The 24,428-nt window shown below is 70.9% G+C and carries 27 protein-coding genes and 1 tRNA gene; 17 read left to right on the top strand and 11 right to left on the bottom strand.

Annotation, left to right across the window (positions count from 1 at the left end; all coding sequences use genetic code 11):
- Positions 1 to 117 precede the first annotated feature (117 nt).
- Entirely contained in the window at positions 118 to 1,989 is a 1,872-nt protein-coding gene (locus ACPPVT_RS21890; RefSeq protein ID WP_426564066.1) for an acyl-CoA dehydrogenase, read from the bottom strand.
- Between the two features lie 238 nt (positions 1,990 to 2,227).
- Here ACPPVT_RS21890 and ACPPVT_RS21885 point away from each other — a divergent pair, with 238 nt between their 5' ends.
- Together ACPPVT_RS21885 and ACPPVT_RS21880 are read left to right on the top strand one after the other, a co-directional pair.
- A complete protein-coding gene (locus tag ACPPVT_RS21885) occupies positions 2,228 to 2,563 on the top strand; it encodes a metal-sensitive transcriptional regulator (protein ID WP_426564064.1) in 336 nt (111 codons plus the stop codon).
- A 31-nt stretch (positions 2,564 to 2,594) separates the two neighbouring features.
- Positions 2,595 to 4,757 (top strand): heavy metal translocating P-type ATPase, encoded by a 2,163-nt coding sequence (locus ACPPVT_RS21880; RefSeq protein WP_426564062.1) that lies wholly within the window; start codon positions 2,595 to 2,597, stop codon positions 4,755 to 4,757.
- 58 nt (positions 4,758 to 4,815) lie between these two features.
- Here ACPPVT_RS21880 and ACPPVT_RS21875 read toward each other — a convergent pair whose 3' ends face one another.
- From ACPPVT_RS21875 to ACPPVT_RS21860, 4 genes are all read right to left on the bottom strand, one after another.
- Positions 4,816 to 5,385: an MOSC domain-containing protein gene (locus tag ACPPVT_RS21875; protein ID WP_426564060.1), complete on the bottom strand. Its 570-nt coding sequence runs from the start codon at positions 5,383 to 5,385 to the stop codon at positions 4,816 to 4,818.
- 3 nt (positions 5,386 to 5,388) lie between these two features.
- Positions 5,389 to 6,357 (bottom strand): threonine/serine dehydratase, encoded by a 969-nt coding sequence (locus ACPPVT_RS21870; RefSeq protein ID WP_426564058.1) that lies wholly within the window; start codon positions 6,355 to 6,357, stop codon positions 5,389 to 5,391.
- A 127-nt stretch (positions 6,358 to 6,484) separates the two neighbouring features.
- Positions 6,485 to 7,471 (bottom strand): L,D-transpeptidase family protein, encoded by a 987-nt coding sequence (locus ACPPVT_RS21865; RefSeq protein WP_426564056.1) that lies wholly within the window; start codon positions 7,469 to 7,471, stop codon positions 6,485 to 6,487.
- A gap of 4 nt (positions 7,472 to 7,475) precedes the next feature.
- Complete coding sequence (locus tag ACPPVT_RS21860; protein ID WP_426564054.1) at positions 7,476 to 8,114, bottom strand: NYN domain-containing protein; 639 nt, start codon at positions 8,112 to 8,114, stop codon at positions 7,476 to 7,478.
- A 94-nt stretch (positions 8,115 to 8,208) separates the two neighbouring features.
- On the opposite strand from ACPPVT_RS21860, the gene ACPPVT_RS21855 reads away from it, so the two are divergent.
- The 5 genes from ACPPVT_RS21855 (at position 8,209) to ACPPVT_RS21835 (ending at position 12,158) form a co-directional block, all read left to right on the top strand.
- The gene (locus ACPPVT_RS21855) at positions 8,209 to 8,331 is read left to right on the top strand and encodes a hypothetical protein (protein ID WP_426564052.1); all 123 of its coding nucleotides are present in this window, start codon (positions 8,209 to 8,211) and stop codon (positions 8,329 to 8,331) included.
- A 10-nt stretch (positions 8,332 to 8,341) separates the two neighbouring features.
- Complete coding sequence (locus ACPPVT_RS21850) at positions 8,342 to 9,250, top strand: LLM class F420-dependent oxidoreductase (protein ID WP_426564050.1); 909 nt, start codon at positions 8,342 to 8,344, stop codon at positions 9,248 to 9,250.
- A gap of 90 nt (positions 9,251 to 9,340) precedes the next feature.
- A complete protein-coding gene (locus ACPPVT_RS21845; protein ID WP_426564048.1) occupies positions 9,341 to 10,471 on the top strand; it encodes a Re/Si-specific NAD(P)(+) transhydrogenase subunit alpha in 1,131 nt (376 codons plus the stop codon).
- The gene (locus tag ACPPVT_RS21840) at positions 10,471 to 10,767 is read left to right on the top strand and encodes an NAD(P) transhydrogenase subunit alpha (protein ID WP_426564046.1); all 297 of its coding nucleotides are present in this window, start codon (positions 10,471 to 10,473) and stop codon (positions 10,765 to 10,767) included. Before ACPPVT_RS21845 ends, ACPPVT_RS21840 begins: the two co-directional genes overlap by 1 nt.
- On the top strand, positions 10,764 to 12,158 hold the full coding sequence (locus ACPPVT_RS21835; protein ID WP_426564044.1) for an NAD(P)(+) transhydrogenase (Re/Si-specific) subunit beta: 1,395 nt from the start codon (positions 10,764 to 10,766) through the stop codon (positions 12,156 to 12,158). Before ACPPVT_RS21840 ends, ACPPVT_RS21835 begins: the two co-directional genes overlap by 4 nt.
- A 3-nt stretch (positions 12,159 to 12,161) precedes the next feature.
- Here ACPPVT_RS21835 and ACPPVT_RS21830 read toward each other — a convergent pair whose 3' ends face one another.
- Positions 12,162 to 12,575, bottom strand: a complete 414-nt coding sequence (locus tag ACPPVT_RS21830) for a hypothetical protein (protein WP_426564042.1) — start codon at positions 12,573 to 12,575, stop codon at positions 12,162 to 12,164.
- 311 nt (positions 12,576 to 12,886) lie between these two features.
- Between ACPPVT_RS21830 and ACPPVT_RS21825 the strand changes: the two genes are divergently transcribed.
- Entirely contained in the window at positions 12,887 to 13,252 is a 366-nt protein-coding gene (locus ACPPVT_RS21825) for a class I SAM-dependent methyltransferase (protein ID WP_426567234.1), read from the top strand.
- A 9-nt stretch (positions 13,253 to 13,261) separates the two neighbouring features.
- Complete coding sequence (locus tag ACPPVT_RS21820) at positions 13,262 to 14,008, top strand: lysophospholipid acyltransferase family protein (protein WP_426564040.1); 747 nt, start codon at positions 13,262 to 13,264, stop codon at positions 14,006 to 14,008.
- A 25-nt stretch (positions 14,009 to 14,033) separates the two neighbouring features.
- Here the strand turns inward: ACPPVT_RS21820 and ACPPVT_RS21815 are convergent, their stop codons facing one another.
- The 3 genes from ACPPVT_RS21815 to upp form a co-directional block, all read right to left on the bottom strand.
- A complete protein-coding gene (locus ACPPVT_RS21815; RefSeq protein WP_426564038.1) occupies positions 14,034 to 14,621 on the bottom strand; it encodes a PH domain-containing protein in 588 nt (195 codons plus the stop codon).
- Positions 14,622 to 14,629: 8 nt separating this feature from the next.
- Positions 14,630 to 14,806 (bottom strand): hypothetical protein, encoded by a 177-nt coding sequence (locus tag ACPPVT_RS21810; RefSeq protein ID WP_426564036.1) that lies wholly within the window; start codon positions 14,804 to 14,806, stop codon positions 14,630 to 14,632.
- 143 nt (positions 14,807 to 14,949) lie between these two features.
- Positions 14,950 to 15,588, bottom strand: coding sequence for a uracil phosphoribosyltransferase (gene upp, locus ACPPVT_RS21805; RefSeq protein ID WP_426564034.1), 639 nt, complete (start codon positions 15,586 to 15,588; stop codon positions 14,950 to 14,952).
- 73 nt (positions 15,589 to 15,661) lie between these two features.
- Between upp and ACPPVT_RS21800 the strand changes: the two genes are divergently transcribed.
- Positions 15,662 to 16,273 carry a tRNA adenosine deaminase-associated protein gene (locus tag ACPPVT_RS21800; protein ID WP_426564032.1) on the top strand — a complete coding sequence of 204 codons (612 nt, stop codon included), beginning with the start codon at positions 15,662 to 15,664 and terminating at the stop codon, positions 16,271 to 16,273.
- 35 nt (positions 16,274 to 16,308) lie between these two features.
- On the top strand, positions 16,309 to 16,743 hold the full coding sequence (locus ACPPVT_RS21795; protein WP_426567233.1) for a nucleoside deaminase: 435 nt from the start codon (positions 16,309 to 16,311) through the stop codon (positions 16,741 to 16,743).
- Between the two features lie 18 nt (positions 16,744 to 16,761).
- Here ACPPVT_RS21795 and ACPPVT_RS21790 read toward each other — a convergent pair whose 3' ends face one another.
- The gene (locus ACPPVT_RS21790; RefSeq protein ID WP_426564030.1) at positions 16,762 to 17,685 is read right to left on the bottom strand and encodes a serine/threonine-protein kinase; all 924 of its coding nucleotides are present in this window, start codon (positions 17,683 to 17,685) and stop codon (positions 16,762 to 16,764) included.
- A gap of 167 nt (positions 17,686 to 17,852) precedes the next feature.
- Between ACPPVT_RS21790 and ACPPVT_RS21785 the strand changes: the two genes are divergently transcribed.
- A tRNA-Ser gene (locus ACPPVT_RS21785) sits at positions 17,853 to 17,942 on the top strand.
- A gap of 94 nt (positions 17,943 to 18,036) precedes the next feature.
- On the opposite strand, the gene ACPPVT_RS21780 is transcribed toward ACPPVT_RS21785, so the two are convergent.
- Positions 18,037 to 18,525 (bottom strand): hypothetical protein, encoded by a 489-nt coding sequence (locus tag ACPPVT_RS21780; protein ID WP_426564028.1) that lies wholly within the window; start codon positions 18,523 to 18,525, stop codon positions 18,037 to 18,039.
- A 182-nt stretch (positions 18,526 to 18,707) separates the two neighbouring features.
- Here ACPPVT_RS21780 and ACPPVT_RS21775 point away from each other — a divergent pair, with 182 nt between their 5' ends.
- From ACPPVT_RS21775 to ACPPVT_RS21755, 5 genes are all read left to right on the top strand, one after another.
- On the top strand, positions 18,708 to 19,817 hold the full coding sequence (locus ACPPVT_RS21775; RefSeq protein ID WP_426564026.1) for a sensor histidine kinase: 1,110 nt from the start codon (positions 18,708 to 18,710) through the stop codon (positions 19,815 to 19,817).
- Complete coding sequence (locus tag ACPPVT_RS21770) at positions 19,814 to 20,482, top strand: response regulator (protein ID WP_426564024.1); 669 nt, start codon at positions 19,814 to 19,816, stop codon at positions 20,480 to 20,482. The genes ACPPVT_RS21775 and ACPPVT_RS21770 overlap by 4 nt, the downstream gene beginning before the upstream one ends.
- A gap of 75 nt (positions 20,483 to 20,557) precedes the next feature.
- On the top strand, positions 20,558 to 21,493 hold the full coding sequence (locus tag ACPPVT_RS21765; protein ID WP_426567232.1) for an asparaginase: 936 nt from the start codon (positions 20,558 to 20,560) through the stop codon (positions 21,491 to 21,493).
- A gap of 32 nt (positions 21,494 to 21,525) precedes the next feature.
- On the top strand, positions 21,526 to 22,356 hold the full coding sequence (locus ACPPVT_RS21760; RefSeq protein WP_426564022.1) for an alpha/beta fold hydrolase: 831 nt from the start codon (positions 21,526 to 21,528) through the stop codon (positions 22,354 to 22,356).
- A gap of 57 nt (positions 22,357 to 22,413) precedes the next feature.
- Positions 22,414 to 24,330: a hypothetical protein gene (locus ACPPVT_RS21755; RefSeq protein WP_426564020.1), complete on the top strand. Its 1,917-nt coding sequence runs from the start codon at positions 22,414 to 22,416 to the stop codon at positions 24,328 to 24,330.
- Positions 24,331 to 24,428 lie beyond the last annotated feature (98 nt).

Genomic DNA, 24,428 nt, shown 5'->3' with positions numbered 1-24,428 from the left:
AGTACCTCCAGCTCGTGAGGGTCAGTGCTGCCCTCGAAGGCTCTCAGTTACTCACAGGGGGCTTCGGACCGCATTTCGAAAAGGGCAGGTTTCGGCCGATTCATCCGATCGGGTGACTCAGAAGGCGTCCTCCGGGACGTCCATCAGCGCGTTGTCCATGGCCTCGGCGATAGCGCGCTCAGCGGCGATCTTCGGCAGCACCGTCCGGGCGAAGAACGACGCCGCGGCGATCTTGCCGGTGTAGAACGCCTTGTCGGCCTTGGAGACCTCGCCCTTCAGCGCCTCGCCGGCCACCTCGGCCTGGCGCAGCAGCAGCCAGCCGACGACGAGGTCACCGGTGGCCAGCAGCAGGCGGGACGCGTTCTGTCCGACCTTGTAGATGTTGGTCACGTCGCCGCCCTGGCGGGTGTCGGACGCCATCAGCGAGGCGACCATCGTGCCGACGATGCCCTGCACGTCCTCGAGCGCCTTGCCGAGCAGCTCGCGCTCGGTGCCGAGGTCGCCGCCACCACCCTTGGCGAACTCCTGGATCTGGGTGGCCAGGTGACCGAGCGCCTGGCCCTTGTCCCGCACGATCTTGCGGAAGAAGAAGTCCATGCCCTGGATCGCCGTGGTGCCCTCGTACAGGGTGTCGATCTTGGCGTCGCGCACGTACTGCTCGATGGGGTAGTCCTGCAGAAAGCCCGATCCACCGAAGGTCTGCAGCGACTCGGTGCCCAGCAGCACCCAGGCCCGCTCCGAGCCGCAGCCCTTGACCAGCGGCAGCAGCAGGTCGTTGACCCGCACGGCCATGTCCGCGGCCGAGCCGGGCTCGAACTCCTCGCTGCCGCCGCCGCTGTGCGCGGCGACGTCCACGGTGTCCTGCTGGCTGGCGGTGTAGAGCACCAGCGCGCGCAGCCCCTCGGCGTACGCCTTCTGCAACATCAACGAACGGCGGACGTCGGGGTGGTGCGTGATGGTCACCCGCGGCGCCGCCTTGTCCGTCATCTGGGTCAGGTCGGCGCCCTGCACCCGCTCCTTGGCGAAGTCGAGAGCGTTGAGATAGCCGCTGGACAGGGTGGCGATCGCCTTGGTGCCGACCATCATCCGGGCGAACTCGATGATCTTGAACATCTGCGCGATGCCGTCGTGCACCTCGCCGAGCAGGGTGCCGACGGCTGGGATGGCGTCGACCTCGCCGAAGCGCACCTCGCAGGTGGTGGAGACCTTGAGCCCCATCTTGTGCTCGACGTTGGTGACGAAGGCGCCGTTGCGCTCGCCCTTCTCGCCGGTCACGAGGTCGACGTGGTACTTCGGCACGATGAACAGGCTCAGGCCCTTGGTGCCGGCGCCGGCACCCTCGGGGCGGGCCAGCACGAAGTGCACGACGTTGTCGTAGAAGTCGGCCTCGGCGCTGGTGATGAAGCGCTTGACGCCGCTGATGTGCCAGGTGCCGTCCGGCTGCTGCACGGCCTTGGTGCGGCCGGCGCCGACGTCCGATCCGGCGTCCGGCTCGGTGAGCACCATGGTGGCGCCCCAGTGGTTGTCGACCAGGTGCTTGGCGAGCTCCTTCTGCTCGTCCGTGCCCAGGGTGTACATCACCTTGGCGAAGGCGAAGCCGGCGGAGTACATGTGCACGGCGGGGTTGGAGCCCAGGACCAGCTCGGCGATGGCCCAGCGCAGGGACGGCGGGATGACGGTGCCGCCGAGCTCGGCGGGGATGTCGGTGCGCCACCACTCGGCGTCCAGGTAGGCCTGGTAGCTCTTGCGGAACGAGGGCGGCACCGTGACCTCGTAGGTCTTCGGGTCGTACACCGGCGGGTTGCGGTCGGAGTCGAGCAGGCTCTCGGCGAGCTCGTGCTCGGCGAGCCGGGCCACCTCGCGGACCATCTCGCGCGCGGTGTCGCCGTCGATCTCGCCGTAGGGGCCATGGCCCAGCAGGTCGTCGCGCCCGAGCATCTCGAAGAGCGTGAACTCGATGTCGCGGACGTTGGACTTGTAGTGGCCCATGGTCGCGGTCCTTCCAGCTAGCGGCCCGGCTGCGTGCCGGCGCGGTCTCTGCGGGTGCAGTTACCCACCAGTAACTCCCATGATGCTACTGGTCGGTAACCAGCGCAACCCTACGACACGGCCTTTGGGGCCACGATGGGGTTCGTCGACTACGTCACGATCACCAACGGATGGGCGGCACTACCCCCTAGGGGTATAGTGGGTCAGGACGGAACTCGTCCCGACCCAGGAGCCTGCCGTGTCCGACCTCGACCTCGACCTCGACTCGACCACGCCGTCGGCCGACCCGGCGGTCCCCGGCTACAGCGAGACCAAGCAGGCCCACCTCAAGCGGTTGCGCCGCATCGAGGGCCAGGTGCGCGGGATCGCCCGGATGGTCGAGCAGGACCAGTACTGCATCGACGTCCTCACCCAGGTCTCCGCCGCGACCAAGGCCCTGCAGGCGGTCGCCCTCGGCCTGCTCGACGAGCACCTGTCGCACTGCGTGGCGAACGCGGTCGCCGAAGGTGGCGAGCGGGGCGACGCCAAGCTGCGCGAGGCGTCCGACGCGATCGCCCGGCTGGTGCGCTCGTGAGCGCCGGCGTGGCGAGCTGAGCGGGAGTCCGATGAACAGCAGCCAGGTCGAGCTCGACATCCGGGGCATGACGTGCGCGTCCTGCGCCGCACGGGTCGAGCAGCGCCTCAACCGGATCGACGGGGTGACCGCCACCGTCAACTACGCCACCGAGACCGCGACCGTGGCCACCGCCACGTCGACCCCCACCGCCGAGCTGGTCGCGGTCGTCGAGGCGATCGGCTACCGCGCCGTGCCGCGCCGGGCTGACCAGGTCGGCCAACCGGTCGACCAGGACGACCAGCTGGCCGAGATCCGCTCGCTCGGTCGCCGCTTGGTCGTCTCGGCGGTCTTGGCTGCGCCCGTGCTGCTGCTGTCCATGGTCCCAGCGCTGCAGTTCGTCGGCTGGCGCTGGGTGGCGCTCGCGCTGGCCACACCGGTCGCGGTGTGGGGAGCGTGGCCGTTCCACCGCGCCGCCTGGCTGAACGCCCGGCACGCCACCGCGACCATGGACACCCTGGTCAGCCTCGGCGTCGCCGCCGCCTACCTGTGGTCGATCGCCGGCTGGTGGCTCGATCAGGCGAGCTACCTGGAGGTGGCCGCCGTCGTCACCGTGCTGCTGCTGGCCGGCCGGTACGCCGAGGCGCGGGCCAAGCGCCGCTCCGGCGAGGCGGTGCGCTCGCTGGTCGGCCTCGGCGCCAAGGACGTAGCGCTGCTCGACGGCGGGACCGAGCGCCGGGTTCCGGCGTCAGCGCTCGTCGTCGGCGACCTGTTCGTCGTCCGGCCGGGTGAGAAGGTCGCCACCGACGGCGTCGTGGTTGAAGGCAGCTCGGCCGTCGACGCGTCCATGCTGACCGGCGAGCCGGTCCCGGTCGAGGTGCGTCCCGGCGACGAGGTCGTCGGCGCCACTCTCAACTCGGGTGGCCGGCTCGTCGTCCGCGCAGAGCGGGTCGGTGCCGACACCCAGCTGGCCCAGATGGCCCGACTCGTCGAGCAGGCCCAGGCGGGCAAGGCCGACGTCCAGCGGTTGGCGGACCGGGTGTCCGGCGTCTTTGTGCCGTTCGTCCTCGTGGTGGCGGCGCTGACCCTCGCGGGCTGGCTGCTGTCCGGTGCCTCGGCGTCCGCGGCAGTCACCGCTGCGGTGTCGGTGCTGATCATCGCCTGCCCGTGCGCGCTGGGGCTCGCGACCCCGACTGCGCTGCTGGTCGGCACCGGACGCGGCGCGCAGCTCGGCGTCCTGATCAAGGGTCCGCAGGTGCTCGAGTCCACCCGTCGGGTGGACACCGTCGTGCTGGACAAGACCGGCACCGTGACCAGCGGTCGGATGAGCGTGCAGGACGTCGTCGCCGCCGACGGTGAGTCGACCAAGCAGGTGCTGGCGTTGGCCGGTGCCGTCGAGCACGCCTCGGAGCACCCGATCGCCCGGGCCGTTGCGCTTGCCGCCGCCCGCGACGCTGCCCCCGCGCCCGTGGAGTCGTTCGTCAGCCTGGACGGGCTCGGGGTGCACGGCATCGTGCCCGCAGGGCTGGTGCAGGTCGGGCGCCGCAGCTGGCTGCAGGCCGAAGGGATCGACCTGGACGACGTCCTGCTGGCCGCCGCGGAACGCGCCGAGCAGGCCGGCAGCACCGTGGTCTGGGTAGCCTGGCAGTCCCGGGCACGCGGACTGCTGGTGCTTGCCGACCGAGTGAAGGACACCTCGCCGCAGGCGGTGGAGTCGTTGCGGCGCCTGGGATTGCGGCCGCTCCTGCTCACCGGCGACAACCGCCGTACAGCGCTCGCAGTGGCCGCTGAGGTGGGGATCGAACCGGACGACGTGGTGGCCGAAATGCTGCCGGTCGGCAAGCTGGACGTGGTGCGCCGCCTCCAGGCGCAGGGGGCGGTCGTCGCGGTGGTGGGCGACGGGGTCAACGACGCGGCGGCACTGGTGGCGGCCGATCTCGGCATCGCGATGGGTACCGGAACCGACGTCGCGATCGAGGCCTCCGACCTGACGCTGGTGCGCGGCGACCTGCGCCTCGCGGCGGACGCCATCCGGCTGTCCCGGGCGACGCTGCGCACCATCAAGGGCAACCTGGTCTGGGCCTTCGCGTACAACGTCGCCGCGATCCCGGTCGCGGCTGCGGGCCTGTTGAGCCCGATGGTGGCCGGTGCGGCGATGGGTCTCAGCTCGGTCTTCGTGGTGACGAACAGCCTGCGGCTGCGCCGGTTCCGCTGATCGGGCAGGATTGCCCAGCCTCGTCGTCCGCACCCGGTAGCCCCGCTCGGGCCGGGGCTCACGGGAGTCGGGAGCGCCGGCGCACCCGGTCACCGGCCCGGGCCGGGTCCTGCTCGACGTCCGTGACCAGCCGTGCGGGTCCGACTCGCAGCACCCCGGAGGTGGTCGGGTTGGCGCGCAACCCACCACGCCCGCGTAGCGCGTCTCGGGCGCCCGGGGCCAGCTGGTCGTCCATCCAGGCGCACGGCGAGGTCTCGCCGGCTGCCTCGAACTGCACCGGTCCGTCCCCGGTGTCCAGGCTGAAAGTATTGTGCCGCAGGGTGTTCAGGTCGATGCCGCGGACGATGACGTTGCGCCGGGTCAGCCGCGGGTCGAGCGAACCACTGGCGAGCCCGAGCTCGTCCTCGACCGCCTCCAGTGCTTCGGCCGCGAAGAAGCTGACCGCGGACGCCAACCGGGACACCTTGCCGTAGAAGCGGTCGCCGCGAATCCCTTGCCCGGCAACGAGATCGACGTGATCGGGATAGACCGTCGGGTGCGGGCCGACGCCGACGGACGGGTCCGGCGAGTGGAACCAGTAGTTGTGGCCGGGGGAGACCACCAGCGCTACCACCTGCGGACCGGCCACGGGTCAGCCCAGATCGGCGGGGTCGGTGTTGGCGCCGCAGAGCACCACCCCGACCCGCTCAGCAGGACCGGGACGATAGGCACCGGTGGCCAGGGCGGCGACCGCAGCGGCACAGCCGTGCTCGACGACCAGTCGCAGCTCGCGCCAGAGCCGTTGTCGCGCTTCGACGATCGCCTGGTCGCTGACCAGCACCGAGCGCACCTCGCAGTCGACCGCAGCAGCGAACGCGATGTCGCCCAGCCGTCGCGCCCCCAACGAGTCAGCCGCGATGCCGCTGACGTCGACGTCCACGACGCAACCCACCATCAGTGCGGCATTGAGCGTCGGGATCGCCTCCGGCTCGACTCCGATCACCCGCGCCCGGCTGCGCAGCGCGGTGGCGACGCCCGCCATCAACCCTCCGCCGCCGACGGCGAGGAGGACGGTGTCGACGTCCGGTAGCTGCTCGAGAAGCTCCAGGCCGAGGGTGCCCTGTCCCGCGCAGATTTCGGGCTGGTCGTAGGCGTGGCAGAACAGCGCGCCGGATTCTTCCGCCGCGGCCAGCGCCGACTCGTAGGCCTGCGCGTACTCGGTGCCCTGCTGGACGACGACGGCGCCCAGGGCCGCGAGGCGGGCGACCTTCACGGCCGGTGCGGTGATCGGGACGTGGATCTCGGCGGGCACGCCCAGCTGTCGGGCGACGTGCGCCACGGCGAGTCCGGCGTTGCCGCCGGACGCTGCGATCACCCCGGCAGTCGGCAGCTGCCCTGCGTGGCGGGCGGCCAGTACCCGGTTGAAGGCTCCGCGTGCCTTGAACGACCCGGAGTGCTGCAGCATCTCGAGCTTGAGCCAGACCGGTTCGGCGCTGCCGCGGACGCCCAGCACGCTCCCCGCCACCTGGGCCACTGGGGTGCGTCGCACGTGCCCGTGGATGCGCTCCGCCGCGGCGAGGACGTCGCGCCGTCCAAAGCTCACCTGCGCCCTCCCGCTCACCGTCCGACCGTACCGGCCGTAGGCCCACCTAGGTTGCTCCCCCCAACCCGCTTTGCTCCCGCAGAACCGCTTCTCAGCGAGCAAAAGGCGGGTTGGGTGGAGCAAGGCGGGCGGAGGGGAGCAAGCCTTAGGTGGCGAGCAAGGACTTGTCGCCCATGATCACGACCGGGTGGTCCTGGGGGGTGAGAGCCCGCAGCAGGGCCTTCATCCCCTCCCGCGGGACCGAGACGCAGCCGTGGGTCGGCCCGTCGTGGTCGACGTGCAGCCAGATGCCGCCGCCCCGCGCATCGCCCTGCGGGTGCGTGCCGTCCAGCGGCGAGACGCCGGTCCGGCGGTTGAAGTCGATCGCGATCACGTAGTCGAAGCTGCCGGCCAGTGAGTCGCCGAAGACGCTGGAACCGGTGGGTACGAAGTGGGGTGAGCGGTGGTACGGCAGCTTCGTGCCCGGGTTGGCCAACCGCCCGCCGGCGTCCGAGAGCGTGTAGGTACCGGCGGGTGTGCGCAGGTCGCCCTCGCGGTGGTCGCCAGTCCAGCCCTTGGCCCCCAGGTGCCCGCGCCATGAGGACTGCTTCGTCCACGCGCCCTTGACCAGCTCGTAGAGCTCGATGGTCGCCGTCGCGGTCGTCCGGCCGTCGCCGCGCACGACGACCGCCTTGGTGGTGCCGGCCGGCACGGTGGCGAGGGTGTGCGGGCCGAGCAGGGCGACCTCGCCGAGCAGCCTGGGGGTGCGGGCGGCCGGCGCACCGGACGCGGTCGGCCCGGAGGACGCCGTCACCTGGCCACCGCCGCCGGCCGAACCGCCGTCCGGCAGCTGCGCAGCCGCGTCCCGGCTCGGGTGGGCGTCGCTGGAGTCGCGGCCGAGCAGCCTGGTGACGCCGAGGATCGTGACGACGACCAGCAGCAGCACCAGCAGGCTGCGCCGTCGGCGCACACGCGCCGACGGCCCCGGGCGTCGGTGCGACGGCCGGGACTGCGGGGCCCGCGCCACGGGACGAGCGGCGCGTCGGGTCGTCTCGGTGATGTGCAGGGCCTTTCCGGTGGTCCGCAGTCGGGTCCGTCCAGAGTAGGCCAGGCAGGCGCGGCCGGCATCGAGGCGACGCGCGCGCCGCCGCACCGGCTCACCCAGCTGCGACCTCCCGCATCGACCGGCTCGGCCGCAGCCAGGCGCCCTCGGGTGGCAGTGCGTCCAGTCGTACCCGGTCCAGCGGAGTGATGAACGCGCCCGGCACGTCCTCCAGGTCGATGAAGGTCAGCAGGTCGGAGTCCAGCGCGTAACCGGCGACCTCGCTGAACGACAGGACGATGACCTGCACGCCGTCGCGGGCCAGCCCCTCCAGTGGTTCGAGGAAGTTCCGGCCGTCCCCGCTGGCCACGATCAGCCGGACCAGCCGTCGCTGAGCGGCCCGGTCCGCGATGTGCGCGAGCATGTCGAGGTCGACGTCGTCGTCCGGGTGCAGCTTGGGTTTGGCGAACACCGCGTAGCCGAACGACCGGATGGCTTCGATCCAGCCGCGCATGCCGGTGGCCGCGGCCGGCGGGATGTTCGCGAAGACGCTGCCCTCGACCTCCCGGTCCTGCGCCGTGTCCACGAACCAGCGCGCGATGGCGTCGAAGCGGGGCCGCGAGGAGGGCGACGGCTTGGCGCCGATGACGTTGGACAGCGTCATGTCGATGTTCGGCGCGTCCCAGACCAGCAGGTCCAACGGCGAAGGAGGGTCGAGGTCAGCCGTGCTGTCGTCGTGCTGGTCGTCGGTCATGAGGGCATGGTGGCACCTTGACGACCTTACTCGGAGTAGGTTACGGTTCCGTAGGTCAGAGGGGGTGGACGGTCCGACGATCTCGGGAGTCCGCATGAGCAACAACCACCAGCCGCAGAACGAGCGCGAGCACCAGCGGGATGCCGGGGCGGCCCTGCTGCTCGGCGCCCTCGTGGTCGCGGTCCTGATGCTCGGCTACATGTACCTGCACAACTAGCCTGAGCGGCATGGACCTGCGCATCTTCATCGAGCCCCAGCAGGGCGCGACCTACGACAACCAGCTCGCGGTCGCCAAGTGCGCCGAGGACGCGGGTTTCGACGGCTTCTTCCGCAGCGACCACTACCTGGCTATGGGGGTCGACGGGCACCCCGGCCCGACGGACTCGTGGGTCACCCTGGCCGGGCTCGCCCGCGAGACCAGCCGGATCCGGCTCGGCACACTGGTCAGCTCGGCCACCTTCCGCCAGCCCGGCCCGCTCGCAGTCAGCGTCGCGCAGGTCGACCAGATGAGCGGCGGTCGCGTGGAGCTGGGCCTGGGCACGGGCTGGTACGAGGCCGAGCACAGCGCGTTCGGCCTGCCGTTCGGCACGTTCGGCGAGCGCTTCGACCGCTTCGAGGAGCAGCTGCAGATCCTGCAGGGTCTGTGGACGAGCGAGGGTCCGTTCGACTTCGACGGCGAGCACTACCGGCTCAGCGACAACCCGGCCCTGACGCGCCCGGTCCAGTCGCCGTTACCGATCATCATCGGAGGTGGGGGCGCCAACCGGACGCCGCGCCTGGCGGCCACCTACGCGCACGAGTTCAACCGGGGGTTCTCCTCCGTGGCGGACACCGCCGAGGCGTTCGACCGGGTGCGTGCAGCGTGCGAGCTGACCGGCCGTGAGCTCGTGCTGTCCGTGGCCCACCCGATCTGCGTCGGTCGCGACGAGGCCGAGCTGACCAGGCGCGCGGCGGCGATCGGCCGGGACCTCGATGACCTCCGGGCCACGGCCCTCGCCGGCACCCCGTCGGAGGTCGTCGACCGGATCGGTCACTACGCCGAGCTCGGCGCCACCCGGTTCTACCTGCAGGTGCTCGACCTGGCCGACCTGGCCCACATCGAGCTGATCGCGGCCGCAGTCGCACCGCAGCTCTAGGCCCTCGGACGGCGCCCGGTGCCCACTCCTTGGGCGTGTGACGTACCGCATGTCGTGCTGGAAGCGCTTGAACCCCTAGGTTGCCTGGGTATGAGGATCGCCGTACCCGCCGAGACCCGCCCGGGGGAAAGACGCGTCGCGGCCGTGCCCGACACGGTGGCGCCGCTCGTCCAGGCCGGGCATGTCGTCGTGGTGCAGTCCGGAGCCGGCGCACAGGCCCTTTCCGACGACGAGTCCTACCGTGCGGTGGGCGCCCAGGTCGTGGACGGCGACGTGCTGGCCGGGGCGGACGTCGTCCTGCACGTTCGCCCGCTGCTGCCCGCCGACATCGCCCGGCTCAAACCCGGCGCCGTGACCGTCGGGTTCCTCTCGCCGTCCGCTGAACCGGACGGCGTGCGTGCGTTGCGCGACGCGCAGGTCACTGCGTTCTCGGTCGAGCTGGTGCCGCGCATCTCGCGCGCCCAGTCGATGGACGCACTGACCTCGCAGGCGCTGGTGGGCGGCTACCGCTGCGCGCTCGAGGCGGCTATGCGGCTGCCGCGGTTCTTCCCGTTGTTCATGACCGCGGCAGGCACGGTGCCGCCGGCCAGGGTCCTGGTGCTGGGCGCCGGCGTGGCCGGACTGCAGGCCATCGCGACGGCCAAGCGGCTGGGTGCGGTGGTCGAGGCGTACGACGTGCGCCCGGCGTCCGCGGACGAGGTGCGCTCGATGGGCGCGACCTTCGTCCAGCTCGACCTGGAGTCGATCGAGGGCGCCGGCGGCTACGCGCGCGAGATGGGCGAGGATCGGGCGGCCCGCCAGCGCGAGCTGCTCGCGCCGTTCGTGGCCAGGTCCGACGCGCTGATCACCACCGCCGCCGTCCCCGGGCGACCCGCGCCGCTGCTGGTCACCCGGGAGATGGTCGCGGCGATGAAGCCGGGTTCGGTGGTCGTCGACCTGGCCGCGGAGAGCGGCGGCAACGTCGAGGGATCCATTGCGGGAGAGGCGATCCAGGTCGGTCGGGTCATCCAGGTCGGGATGGCCGACGCCGCCTCGGCGATGCCGGTGGACGCCAGCCGGTTGTACGCCAAGAACCTGACGAACCTGTTGGCGCTCATGGTGTCCGGCGACGGCGAGCTGGTGGTCGACCTGGACGACGAGGTGCTCGCCGGCGCGTGCGTGACGCATGCGGGCGACGTGCTGCACGAACCCACCCGCCTGCTGCTGGAGGAGGGATCCTGATGGACGGCATGACCATGCTGACGCTCTTCGTGCTGTCGGTCTTCGTGGGCTTCGAGGTCGTCTCGAAGGTGTCGACGACCCTGCACACGCCGTTGATGAGCGGGGCCAACGCGATCCACGGTGTGATCCTGGTCGGCGCGATCCTGGTCACCGGACGGACGTCGTCCGGGCTCGGGCTGGCGCTCGGGCTGCTGGCGGTCGTGCTGGCCACCGTGAACATGGTCGGCGGCTTCGTGGTGACCGACCGGATGCTCGAGATGTTCAAGGGCCGCTCGTCGGGCGGGGGTTCTCGATGAGCCTGCTCTCCGCGAACTGGACGGCGTTGTTCTACCTGATCGCCGCGGCCTGCTTCGTCCTGGCTCTCAAGGGACTCTCGTCGCCCGGGACGGCGCGACGCGGCAACCTGATCGGCGCCGGGGGCGCGGTGCTGGCCGTCGTGACCGCGTTCCTGTCCGAGGACATGGACCACGTCGTGCCGATCCTGGTCGCCATCGCAGTCGGCTGCGCGGTCGGGGTGCCGGCGGCGCGACGGGTCGCCATGACCCAGATGCCGCAACTGGTCGCGCTGTTCAACGGCGTCGGCGGCGCTGCCGCTGCGCTGGTCGCCGGGCTCGAGCTGACGCTGGAGGCGGACGCGGGCGGGATCGCCGCTGCCGCAGGGGCTTTCACCGTGCTGGTCGGCTGCGTCTCGTTCAGCGGCTCCTGCGTGACGTTCGCCAAGCTGCAGGAGCTGATGACCACCCGACCGGTCACCATCAAGGGCGGCCAGTACCTGTTCGGCGGGTCGCTGGCCGTCGCCGTCGCGCTCGCGGTCACGGTCGTCGTCCAAGGCTCGGACGGTCAGCCCGAGGCGTGGACGCTGGCCCTGCTGGCGTTGGTCTCGCTGCTGGTCGGCGTGCTGTTCGTCCTGCCGGTGGGCGGGGCCGACGTCCCGATCGTCATCTCGCTGCTCAACGCGTTCACCGGCCTGACCGTCGCGGCCAGCGGCTACGTGCTGAACAACACCCTGCTGCTGGTCGCGGGAACGCTGGTCGGTGCGAGCGGCACGATCCTGACTCGGCTGATGGCGGCCGCGATGGGGCGGTCGGTGACCTCGATCCTGTTCGGTGCCTTCCGCCCGTCGACGGCCGTCATGGCCGGCACGGGTCCGGAGCGGCCGGTGCGCTCGGGCAGCGCGGACGACGTCGCAATCCTGCTCGGCTACGCGCGCAAGGTGGTCATCGTGCCCGGCTACGGGCTGGCCGTCGCACAGGCGCAGCACACGATCCGCGAGCTCGCCGAGCTGCTGGAAGCCCGCGACATCGAGGTGCTGTACGGCATCCACCCGGTTGCGGGGCGGATGCCAGGGCACATGAACGTGCTGCTGGCCGAGGCCAACGTGCCCTACGAGGCGCTGAAGGAGATGGAGCTGATCAACCCAGAGCTGCGCACCGCGGACGTCGCCCTCGTCGTCGGGGCCAACGACGTGGTGAACCCGGCCGCCAAGACGACGCCGGGAGCGCCGATCTACGGCATGCCGATCCTGGAGGTCGACCAGGCGCAGCAGGTGGTGTTCCTCAAGCGGTCCATGCGGCCGGGCTTCGCGGGCATCGAGAACGAGCTGCTCTACGACCCGAAGACCACCCTGTTGTTCGGCGACGCCAAGGACTCGCTGACCAAGGTGGTCTCCGCCGTCAAGGCCCTCTGACCCTCAGCCGGGCTTGCTCTTCTTGAGCGCCAGCTCGGCCCGGCGGCGCAGGCTCTTCCAGGCCCACACCTCGGTGCTGGTGCCGGCCGTGAAGTCCTTCGCCAGCTCCGACCACGCGACGGGCGGGACCACCTCGTCGCTGTTGCCGAACACTTCGGCGCGGCCGGCCGCGAAGACCTCGAACCGGACGACCCCCTCGGCCAGCGCACGTCGTCCGCGCAGGTCGAAGCCGACCGGCAGTGCCGGCGCGCGCCAGTCGACGATCCCGGCCACGAAGTGCGTGTAGGCGCCCGCTCCGGACCCCTTGAGCCCGCGCACTTGGAACACCGACAGATCACCGCCCTTCAGCGGGACGGCGAACAGGTCGCCCAGCTCGAGGTCGCCGGTCGTGGCTGGCACCAGCGGGAATCGACGCACGGGGCGAGCGTACCGACCCCAGCCGGTGGCGGTCGGTGGCACAGTCTGCCCATGCAGGCTGAACCCGAGCGTCGGGCGTCGCTGTTCCGTTACGGCGTGGATGCTCCCTACGTGCCGTCGCTGATGATCGCCGCCGGCCTGGTCTGTCTGGCCCTCGTCGCGCTCACGCCCTGGTGGTTGGTGCCGGCGGTCGTCTGGTTCGCGCAAGCGATGGTCTTCCTGCACACCACCGCTCGGGGAAAGCTGCGAGTCTGGGAGCGGTTGCTCGCCGCCGAACACCTCACCGGAACTGAGCAGGTGCTGGATCTCGGCTGCGGTCGCGGCGCCGTCCTCATCGCCGCCGCACGACGCCTGCCGAACGCATCGAGCTGCACACCGCCGACATCACCGACCTGCCGTTCGAGGACTGCTCGTTCGACTTGGTCACCAGCGCTCTCGCGATCCACAACATCGCGGACGCCGACGGGCGGCGGGCCGCGGTGGACGAGGCGTTCCGGGTAGTCCGAGCGGACGGGAGGCTGCTCCTGGTGGACTTTCGGCACGTGGCTGACATCGCGGCGCGGCTGAGCGAGCTCGGCGCACGGGACGTTCGGGTCACCGGTCTCGGAGCGCAGTACTGGTACGGCGGGCCGTGGGCGGCGGCCAGCGCCGTCACCGCGGGCAAGCCGGCGCAGTAGGGTCAGCGGATGGCCGACCTCGTGTACCCGCCGGTGATCGGGCTGTGCCGCACCGCCTTCTTCGCGCTCGGCATGAAGTTCAGCGTGACCGGGGCGGAGCACATCCCGCGTGAGGGCCCCGCGGTGCTGGCGATCAACCACGTGAGCTACCTGGACTTCATCTTCGCCGGGCTGGCCGCCCAGCCTTCCAAGCGGCTCGTCCGGTTCATGGCCAAGGACGGCGTGTTCAAGGACCGGATCGGCGGCCCGCTGATGCGCGGGATGCACCACATCCCGGTCGACCGGGACGCCGGCACGGCATCCTTCCGCACGGCGATGACGGCGCTCAAGGGCGGCGAGGTCGTCGGCATCTTCCCCGAGGCCACCATCAGCCGCTCCTTCACCGTGAAGGAGCTGAAGTCTGGCGCGGTCCGGTTGGCTCAGGCCTCCCGGACGCCGCTGGTGCCGGTCGCGCTCTGGGGCGGGCAGCGCATGTTCACCAAGGGCCACCCGAAGAACCTGACCTCGCGCGGTCGGCACATCCTGATCGCGGTCGGTGAACCCATCCCTGCCCCGAAGGGCGCGGACGGCGACGAGCTGACCGACACGCTGCGCAGCCGCCTTCAAGAGCTGCTGGAGGACCTCCAGCGCCGCACACCGGAGCAGCCGAAGCACGGCGAGGACGCCTGGTGGCACCCGGCGCACCTCGGGGGTTCGGCGCCGACGCCGGAGCAGGCGGCCGCGATGGACGCGGCCGACCGGGAGGCCCGCGCCTAGTCACTCGCGGGCTTGCGGGGAGGGGTCAGTCGTCCCAGCGGCGCCGGGTGCGCGGCACGATGCCGCCCTCGCCGAACAGCTGCTCGGACAGGACGGCGAACAGCACGTTCGAGCGCCCGAGGTAGGTCACCTTGTGCAGCGCCTGCTCCTGGCCTGCGGACTCGAACACGAACTCGCCGTAGCCGAGCACGCGCCCCACCATCGAGACGTTGTACGACATGTCCGTGACCTTCGTCAGCGGCATGACTGCGACCCGCCGGGTGAGCAGGCCCTGGGTCAGCAGCAGCCGCGCGTCGGTGACGACGAACCAGTCCCACCAGTACTCGCCGATCCGCCAGACCGCCCGCAGGCACAGGGCCAGCGCACCGAGCGCGACGACGTTCACCAGGAACGGTGCGGCGTCTCCGATCCAGCCGATGACGACCCCCGACAGGATGATGCCGAGCACGGCCACCAGCGCCGGCTCGGCGACCACGGCCCAGTGCCTACGGGTGACGATCACCGCGCGCTCACTGGGCAGCAGGTAGCGGTGCACCCGCCGCAGGCCGATCGGGTTGAGCGCCGGCTGCGGCGTCCGCGTACGGCGGGGGCCGACGGGTTGGACGATGCCCACGAGCGGGCCTACTTGGACAGCAGCGCGTCGAAGAAGTGGCCGATCGCGGCGAGGCCGTCGAGCAGGCCCTGCCACGCGGACTTCACGATGGACGCCGCCTGATCCGGCGACTTGAAGACCGCATAGGCGACGAAGGCGATGGCCAGCCAGAGCAGGGGCTTCTTGAGCTTGCCGATCCCAATCACCTCGTTGCTAGCGCACAGCAACAGCGCCGGTCGGCGCCGCCACAGAGCATCCTGGCTGACGGGATCGCCCGATGGGGTGAGGCGCGCCGGTCTGCAGTGTCCGAATCGTCCCGTCTGTGATGAACGCAGAGTGACGGCGGGCCTCAGACGACCCCGTACAGCCGATCCCCGGCGTCCCCCAGGCCGGGCACGATGTACCCCTGCTCGTTGAGCCGCTCGTCCATCGCGCCGGTGACCACCGAGATCGGGACGTCCAACCCGGCCAGCTCGCTCTCCAGCCGTGCGACCCCCTCGGGGGCGCTGAGCAGGCAGATCGCGGTGATGTCGTCGGCGCCGCGATCGACCAGGAAGTGGATGGCCGCGGCGAGGGTGCCGCCGGTGGCGAGCATCGGGTCGAGCAGGTAGCACTGCCGTCCGGACAGGTCGTCCGGCAGCCGGTTCGCGTAGGTGGTGGCCTTGAGGGTCTCCTCGTCGCGCACCATGCCGAGGAAGCCGACCTCGGCCGTCGGCAGGAGCCGGACCATGCCGTCGAGCATGCCCAGACCCGCACGAAGGATCGGCACCACGAGCGGCTTCGGCTGGCTCAGTCGGATGCCGGTCGTGGCGGCCACCGGGGTCTTGATCTCGACGGGCTGCACCCGGACGTCGCGGGTCGCCTCATAGGCGAGCAGGGTCACCAGCTCGTCAGCTAGTCGCCGGAAGGTGGGTGAGTCGGTGTTCTCGTCGCGCAAGGCGGTGAGCTTGTGGGCGATCAGCGGATGGTCGGCGACGTGGACGCGCATACGCAGAACGTACCCGTAACGCAGGCCTTCGTGACCCCTGCCTCGCGCCGTGCTGTCGTGCCACGATGTGCGGGTGTCCTACTTCTGCGCAGTGATCGGCCGCACCGGATCACGATGGCGCGCACTGGACGTCGGGCTGGACGACCTGGAGTCGCTCGACGAGGTCGCCGAGCACGTTCGCGCAAGCGGCCACCCGGGACCGGTGCTGGCCGTGATCGAGCACGAGGAGGAGTGGTTCGCGCTGATCCGCACCGACGGGGACGACGACCCGCGGGCCTTCGTCAGCGACTTCGAGGCCAGCCAGCGCGGTCACTACGCGATGGTCCTCGCGCCGGTGGGGGACATCGAGCTGGAGGAGTATCTCGAGCTGCGCAACCCCTCTGCCGCAACGACTTCGGCCTCGGACCTTGGTGACGACCAGAACGAGGACGGCGCCGACCAGGACGCTCCCGAGGTGGACGAGGACCCGTTGATGGCCGAGGCCGACGCCGACCTCGCCGCGGCTGCCATCGAGGTCGAGCCGCCGCCGCCGTGGGTGGGTGACCCCGGTGTGCTGGAGGACTGGGGCGTCGAGGCCGTCGAGCTGGTCGACCTGGTCCTGGAGTCCCCGAACGACCCGGGTTCGGTGGTGGCCGACCTCGGTGAGCGGTGCGGCTTCGACGAGCTGCTCGAAGCTCTGAGGTGAGCGGCTGGTCGGTGGACCCAGTGCTCGAGGCGTGGATGGGCCTGGCGCTAGACGAGGCCGCCACCGCGAAGGCGAGCGGTGACGTCCCGGTCGGCGCCGTCGTCCTGGATGCCGCCGGCGGGGTGCTCGGCCTCGGCGTGAACCGCCGAGAGGCGGACGGCGACCCGACGGCCCACGCCGAGATCCTCGCGCTGCGCGCGGCGGCCGCTGCGATCGGCGAGTGGCGCCTGGAGGGCTGCACGCTCGTGGTCACCCTCGAACCGTGCGCGATGTGTGCGGGAGCGGTCGTGCTGTCCCGGGTGTCCCGGCTCGTCCTGGGCGCGTGGGACCCCAAGGCCGGCGCGGCCGGGTCGGTGTGGGACCTGGTCCGCGACCGACGGGTCAACCACCGGGTGGAGGTGGTGGGCGGGGTGCGCGAGGACGAGTGCTCGCGGCTGCTGCTCGATTTCTTCGCCGAGCACCGGACCTGACCGCGAGCGGCAGTACAGCTAGGGCAGGTCGATGGCCTGGGTGGGGACGTCGGCCCCGTCGTCGCCGACACCTTCGACGTCCTGTCCGACCGACCAGGCCAGCCCGAGCGCGAGGCCGATGATCTCGTGGTCGCCGAGCCCCAGGCGCAAGGCGACGGCGCGCGCGTTCGGCGGGCGCAGTTCCGGGTCTTTGGCCAGGCAGTCGTCGATCACGTGTCGGAGGTCCTCGGGGACGTCGTCCGGCAGCTCGGGCGGCGGCTCCTGCACATGGCTGAGGGCCGTGGCCAGGGGCGTCCCACGGTCGAACGGGCGACGGCCGCTGAGCATCTCGTGCGCGACCACGCCCAGCGAGTAGAGGTCGCTGGCACCGGTCGCCGCCTTGCCCATGGCCTGTTCGGGGCTGATGTAGTTGGGCGTTCCGAGCATCTCGCCGTGCCGAGTGTGGCTGGAGGCGTCCAGGGCCCGGGCGATGCCGAAGTCGGTGAGCTTCACCAGGCCGTCGCCCCGGATCAGGATGTTGGGCGGCTTGACGTCCCGGTGCACGACCCGGGCCTCGTGCGCCACTCCGAGAGCGAGCGCGGCCTGGCCCATGATCGAGCGCGTCTCGACGTGCGACAGCGGGCCGCGCTCGCGCACCACCGCCGACAGTGGCTCGCCCTCGACGAGCTCCATGATCAGGAAGGCCAGCCCGTCATCCTCACCGTAGTCGAACACGGTGGCGATGTTGGCGTGCAGCAGGCGCGCGGAGTTCAGCGCCTCGTCCCGGAAGCGGCGCGCGAACATCTCCTCGTGTCCGGCATCCGGGCGCATGATCTTGACGGCGACCTTGCGCTCCAGCACCAGGTCGTGACCTGCCCAGACGTCCGCCATCCCACCGGAGGCGATGCGGCTGTCCAGCTGGTAGCGCTCGCCGAGGACGAAGCCTTCGTGCAGACGAATCAACGCGTTACCAGGACCTTCCGTCGACCAGGCGCTCGTCTGCTGACACCGCGGAAACCTGGCCGCCCGCACCCTAGATGGAAACTTTGGCCGGCGCCCGCCGGGCCCACCCGTTCAGCGCAGCGTGCGGGATTTCGGCCGAGGCTGAGCCTTCTAGTACCCTTCTCGGCGGTGGCGTGTCCGAGCGGCCTAAGGAGCACGCCTCGAAAGCGTGTGTGGGGGCAACTCCACCGTGGGTTCAAATCCCACCGCCACCGCCAAGTGGCTTCGCCAGAATCGAAGCCCGTCGATCGACCGAGAGACACCCCCCAGCGGGGTGTCTCTCGTCGATTTGCGAGCCGTCGCCGTCCCGCGTCAGCGGTAGAGGACGAGCTCTTGGACCGTCACACTTCGGTGCTCGTCTTCGCGGAGGACGACGAACCGGCCACGGACGGTGTCGTACTTTCCGGTGCCTCCGACGACGGCGAGCTGGAACGGCTGGTCGTCATGCCTAGCGATGCCGTCGATCATGATCCGGCCGTCGTGCAGGCGCAGCGTGATCTGCTGGCTGACGACTCCGTCGTGCGTTCCGGACAGGATCGTCTCGACCGCGTCCATCGTGCCGATGCGCTTGCCCTGCGCGTGCATGGGGAGACCGGTGAGGAGGAAGAGGTCGCCCGGTCCGATGCCAGTGGTTCCCACGTCGACATAGCTCTGTTCGCCGCCGACCCAGGGCGTCGTGAACACCACGGTCTCGGCAGGCGCAGGACCGTCCCCCTCGGGGGAGCCCGCGGCCGCGGCAGTGGTGGCGAGTACTGAGGCGGCGGCCAGTCCGACGCCTACGAGACGAGTTGATACGCGCATGCCGGCTCTCCTTGCCTCAGGCCGCCCCGGTGGGCAACCGACCCCGACGCTAGGGGCCGCGCACCCCGCTCCGGATCGCCCTCGAGACTGGTCTTCGTGCTCCACCGAGGGGTGGAGGAGCAGTGCCGAGACCGCGACCTGAGGGGGATTAGAGAGCGGTTTTCGCGCAGTACGGTATGGGGATGGGAAGGCGTCCCGCGATGCGAGACGTCGCACTCGGACTGCTGGTCCTGGTGCTCGCACAGGTCGAGGTGTGGAGCTCGGCACCATCGTCCGTGCGCGTCGTCGCAGCCATCTGCGCAGTGGTCGCAGGGATCGCACTGATCTGGCGAAGGGTCCTCCCGATCACCTCGGCCGTCGTCGCCCTGGCCGCGATCGAGGTTGTGGACGCGCGCACCGCGACCGAGGGCGTCTGGCCGATCGCCGTGCTGATCATCGTGATGTACTCCGCAGCCAGGTACGCCTCGACGCTGCCGGCGGTCGCGCTGCTTGCGGTGGGGCTGGTCGGAGACGCCACGACAGTGCGAGGAGAGGCCAGCTCGTCGATCGGCGAGTGGCTGCTGAACTACGCGTTCATCGCCCTGCTCATGGTCGCCGGGCCGTGGACGGTGGGCTGCCTGCTGCGCCGCCGAGAGCTGCAGAGCCTCGAACTGGCGGCCGCCGCCGTCGGCGACGAACGAATCCGCATCGCCCGCGAGCTTCACGACATCGTGGGACAGTCGCTCGGCGTCATCGCCGTCCAGGCGAGTGCCGAGCGAGCGACCCTGCCTGACGACGCGGCCGAGTCCACGAGACAGACCCTGCTCACCATCGAGACGACCACTCGGGAAGCCCTGGTGGAGATGCGGCGGCTTGTTTCGATGATGCGTGGAAGCGATCCGCTCGGGGATCCCCCACCCCCGCAGCCGACCCTCGCCGAGGTCGACGCCATTCTCGACGCGGCTCGGCTGGCCGGTTGGAGCACAGAGCTCCACGTCGAGGGCGTGCCGGCGCGGCTCGCAGCCGGGGTCGAGCTTGCCGCTTACCGCATCGTGCAGGAGGCGGTGACCAACGCCATTCGTCACTCCCATGGCCAACACGCGACGGTCACTATCCGCTACCTCCCTGGCGCGGTCCAGGTCGAGGTCACCGATGACGGCCGATCGACGGCGCAAGCTCAGACGGGCGGGCACGGGATGACAGGCATGCGCGAGCGCGCAGCCCTGTACGGCGGGAAGGTGACGACCGAACGAACGACCGCCGGTGGATTCGTGATCCGCGCGAACCTACCGCTGGTGAGCGGCGACGTATGACCATCCGACTGCTCGTTGCCGACGACCAGTCGCTGGTCCGCGCGGGCTTTCGGAAGCTTCTTGAGGCAGATCCCGACCTCGAAGTGGTCGACGAGGCAGCCGACGGCCTGGAGTCGGTCAGGAAGGCCCAGCACCATCTCCCCGACGTGGTGCTCATGGACATCCGGATGCCACGTCTGGACGGCATCACCGCCACGCGACGGATCGTGGCGAGCTGTGGTGCGCGGGTGCGCGTGCTGGTTCTCACCACCTTCGCGGACGACGAGTACGTGTTCGATTCGCTGCGGGCCGGAGCCAGCGGATTCCTTCTCAAAGACGCACCTCCCGAGGACCTGCTGGCCGCCGTCCGGGTCGTGGCCCGCGGGGACGCCTTGCTGGACCCGGCCGTCACCAGGTCTGTCGTCTCGGAGTTCGTCAAGAGCTCACCGACCCAGCGACGGCAGAGCCGAGCGGTCGCATCGCTGACAGCTCGCGAGGTGACAACGCTCCAACTCATCGCCACCGGGCTGTCGAACGCCGAGATCGCTGCCCGTCTCGTGGTCACCGAGGCGACCGTCAAGACGCACGTCGGTCACGTGCTTGCGAAGCTCGGCCTCCGGGACCGCGTGCAGGCCGTGATCTTCGCCTTCGAGTCAGGACTGACGGAGCCGGCGGACAAGGGATAGATCACAAGCCCCAGCTAGGGTCAGACGGTGAGTTTCTCGGGCGTCGTGCTGTACACCCTCGGCGGGACGATCTCGATGGCCGGCAGCTCCGGTGGCGTCGTCGCCCGCCTCAGCGGACGCGAGCTCCTTGCCAACGAGCTCGCCCAGGACGACGGCCTCCAGGTACGCGACCTGCGAGCCGTGCCGAGCGCGGACCTGTCGTTCAGCCAGCTGCTCGACGTGGTCGACCTCGCGGACGAAGCGGTGCGGGCCGGTGCCCAAGGCATCGTGATGACCCAGGGCACGGACACCTTGGAGGAGACGGCCTTCCTGGTCGACTCGGTGTGGCCGCACGACGCCCCGTTCGTGGTGACGGGCGCGATGCGCAACCCGACGCTGCCCGGCGCCGACGGCACGGCGAACGTGCTGAGCGCCGTTCAGGTCGCTCGCTCGTCGTCCGCTCGTGACAGGGGTGCGCTGGTCGTGCTGGACGACGAGATCCATGCCGCCGCACACGTGCGCAAGGCGCACAGCACGAGTACCGGGGCCTTCGTCTCGCCGGACACCGGGCCGCTCGGTCGGGTCGTCGAGGGGACAGTGCAGTTCTTGGGCCGTACGCGCCGCCGCCAACCGCTGACCGGGTTCACCCGGAAGGCACTCCAGGAGACCCGGATCGCGCTCTACACCGCGACGTTCGCCGACGACCCGGCTGTCCTGGAGGCCGTCGCCGGGACCTGCCAGGGCCTGGTGGTCGCGGGGTTCGGCGTCGGGCACGTGCCGAGCGCACTGGCGCCGCGGCTGGGTGAGCTGGCGGCAACGATTCCCGTCGTCCTGGCGTCGCGGACCGGCGCGGGCCCGGTGCTCGCGGACACGTACGGCGCGGTCGGCTCGGAACGCGACCTGCGTGAGCGTGGCCTGATCGGTGGCGGCTTCCTGCACCCGTTCAAGGCGCGGGTGTTGCTGCGGCTGCTGGTCGCATCCGGCGCCACCCGCGCCGAGATCGAAGCGGGCTTCGCCGATCTCGGAGGCTGACGGACCGACGTCGCAATGCCATGATCACCAACGTGGACGGAGCCAGAACGGCGTGGCTGCAAGGCCGCATGACCATCGGCGGTCGCAGCCTCTTCTACCGCCGCAGTGTCGGGGGCGACCCAGCGGGCGTGCCGATCCTGCACGTGCACGGGTTCGCCATCTCCGGCTCGTACCTGATGCCGACGGCACGGCTGCTCGCCGGGCACGGCACCAACGTCGTGCCCGATCTGCCGGGCTACGGCCGCAGCGCGCGCCCCGCGAGGACGATGTCCATCCCGGACCTGGCGGGCGTGGTGTTGGAGATCGTCGACCGGCTGGGTTTCGAGCGAGTGGTGCTGGTCGGCAACTCGATGGGCTGCCCGATAGGCCTGGAGGTCGCCTACGAGGCACCGGAACGGGTGCAGGGCCTGGTGCTCGTCTCGCCGGCCGGTGGGTACCAGAACCGGCCGCTGCGACGGGCGCTCGGGCAGCTCGCCGTCGACGGCGTCCGCGAGACCCCGCGGATGATGCCGGTGGCCGTCCCCGACTACGTCCGCTTCGGGCCCCTGAACGCCCTGCGACTGTTCGGCGAGCTCACCCTCTACCCGTCGCAAGAGCGGCTCCTGGCCGTATCCGTCCCGACCCTCGCCGTCCTCGGCGACCGTGACCCGTTGATGCCGTCGCCCACGCGGGTGCGCGAGGTCGGCCGGCTGGCCCCGGACCACGTCACCATCGTCCGCATCGAGGGTGCCGCGCACGCGATCAACTTCAGCCACGCCGGCGAGCTCGCCGGCGTCATCTCGGCCTGGCTCGACGGTCGGGAGATCGTGGACGACCCGGACCAGCCCGGCCACACCCGCGTCATCCAGGTCCCTCGCGCCTGAGTTTTCTGCCCCTTATGCCCGTATCGGGGTGGGCAGATCGGGCGTACCGTCGTGGACATGGGGAAGGGGCGTCCGCCCCTGGGGGCGGATCGCGCAGGGGCCCCGAAGGTCGTTCGCATTCGTTGGCGCACGGCGTTCGTCGGGCTGATCGCGTTCGCGACGGCCTTCATCTGGCTGCCGGCGATGACCGGCGCCATCGCAACCCCGGGCTTCTCGGCCGACCTGACGTTGGCGGTACCGGATCCGACCCAGGGTGCGCTGGACACGCCGCTCGACGTGGGTGCCACCTGGAACTGCGTCGGAATTGGGCGCGAAGCGCAGGCGGCGGCGGCGGCCACGGACGTCGGTGACATCACGTTCTCGGCGCATCGTGTTGTCGGCGGCGTCGACTCGGTCAACGCGTCCTCCGTGGCGACAAGCGTTCCGGCTGGTCAGAGCACGACCTGGCGCTACACGGCTACCTCCACCGGTGAGGACACGGTCGGAGCCCGGGTCGACGTCCTAGGCGGGGACTGCTTCAACCCGCCCACGGACACCGGGGCGATGGCCAACCCATTTCAGTACGAGTGGCTGCAGCCGGCAGCCCTGGTCCTGACTCCGGACGCGCTGAGCTCCGAGATCGAGCAGCAGTTCACCGTGACCGCGACGTACGACCCCGGCGAGGTAGGCCCTGCGGTGGACGACGCGGCCGTCGTCTTCCACGTGGCCGGGTCGGCCGGCATGCAACCGCTGACGCTGGACAGCCCTCCGCAGACGTTCGCCGAGAACGGCGTGGCCACGTTCACCTACTCCAGGTCGCAGCCGGGCACCGACACGATCACCGCCAGCATCGCTCCAGCTGGCGGGCAGGGCGCGGTCGAGTCGGGCACCATCACCCACAACTGGCGACTCCCTCCGCTGGCCCTGACTCTGACCCCGGGGCAGGCCACCAGCACCGTGGGCGACAGTGCCGCTGAGATGGCCTCGGTGACCAGGAACGGCGTCAAGGTCAACGGCGTCCCGGTCACCTTCCGAGTGGCCGGTGCGCCCAACGGGACCCTGAACGAGACGAGGACCACCGCGTCCGGCGAGGCCACCCTCCAGTGGTCCAGACTGCTGCCGGGGTCGGACCGGATCACGGCCAGGGCCGTCTACCTCGGCCAGACCCTGACCGCGTCGGCGACCCGGGTCTGGGTGGCGCGTCCACGCACCAGCCACCTGACCCTGACCCTAGGCCCACCCGGCGTCTCCACCACGGTCGACGACGCGTTCACCGCGACGGCCGTGGTCGAGCTGGACGGCGCGCCGGTGAACGGTGCGGCGGTGTCGTTCTCGGCGAGCCAGGCGGGCAGCCCGAACCGGACCGGGACGTCGGGGACCGGCTCGACGGGAGCAGCCGACTTCAGCTACAGCCGCCCCACTCCCGGGGACGAGACGGTGACCGCGACGGCGATCGTCTCGGGGCAGACGGTCACCGCGAGCATGCCGCATCGTTGGGTCGAGGGCGCAGGCTCCGGTGAGACGCCGACGCCGGTGACCCCCTCGCCCGGCGTCCTCATCCCCCCCGGCCCGGCAACACCGTCGCCGACGTCCAGCCCGGCCGGCCGGATCGCCGCGGTCGCGACCCCGCCCGGCGGGACGACCACGCTGGCCGGTACCAGCTGCCCGGCCGGGTCCCAGGTGACGCTCGAGGTGGGTGGACAGAAGGTCGGCGAGACCAAGGCTGCGCCGGACGGGACGTTCAAGGCCGTCGTCCAGACGCCGGATCTGCCGGTCGGTCGGTACGTCGTCACCGCCACCTGCGGTGGCCAGGTCGCAGCGCAAGGCGACGTTGATCTGGTGGGCCTGACCTCGACGACCGGCACTGCTGCTGCGGCGTCCGTGACGAGCGCGGCGATCCTCACGTTCGTCGTGCTGCTGCTGGCGCTCCTGCTGCGGATGCCCGGCTGGCGGTTGGGGTGGGCTGGTCGTTCGCGATCCGACCCGCCGCAGTGAGGGTCCAGGGCCTCCAGCGCTACGCCCCGTGGACCACGGCAGATGCCTCCCGCTGGGGGACGACCCGATCGCCGGCCGGTGCGAGGGTGGGGCGTGAG

Source organism: Angustibacter sp. McL0619 (assembly GCF_049994355.1).
In the GTDB taxonomy this organism is placed as follows: domain Bacteria; phylum Actinomycetota; class Actinomycetes; order Actinomycetales; family Angustibacteraceae; genus Angustibacter.
This window is presented reverse-complemented; position numbering and strand designations above follow the sequence as displayed.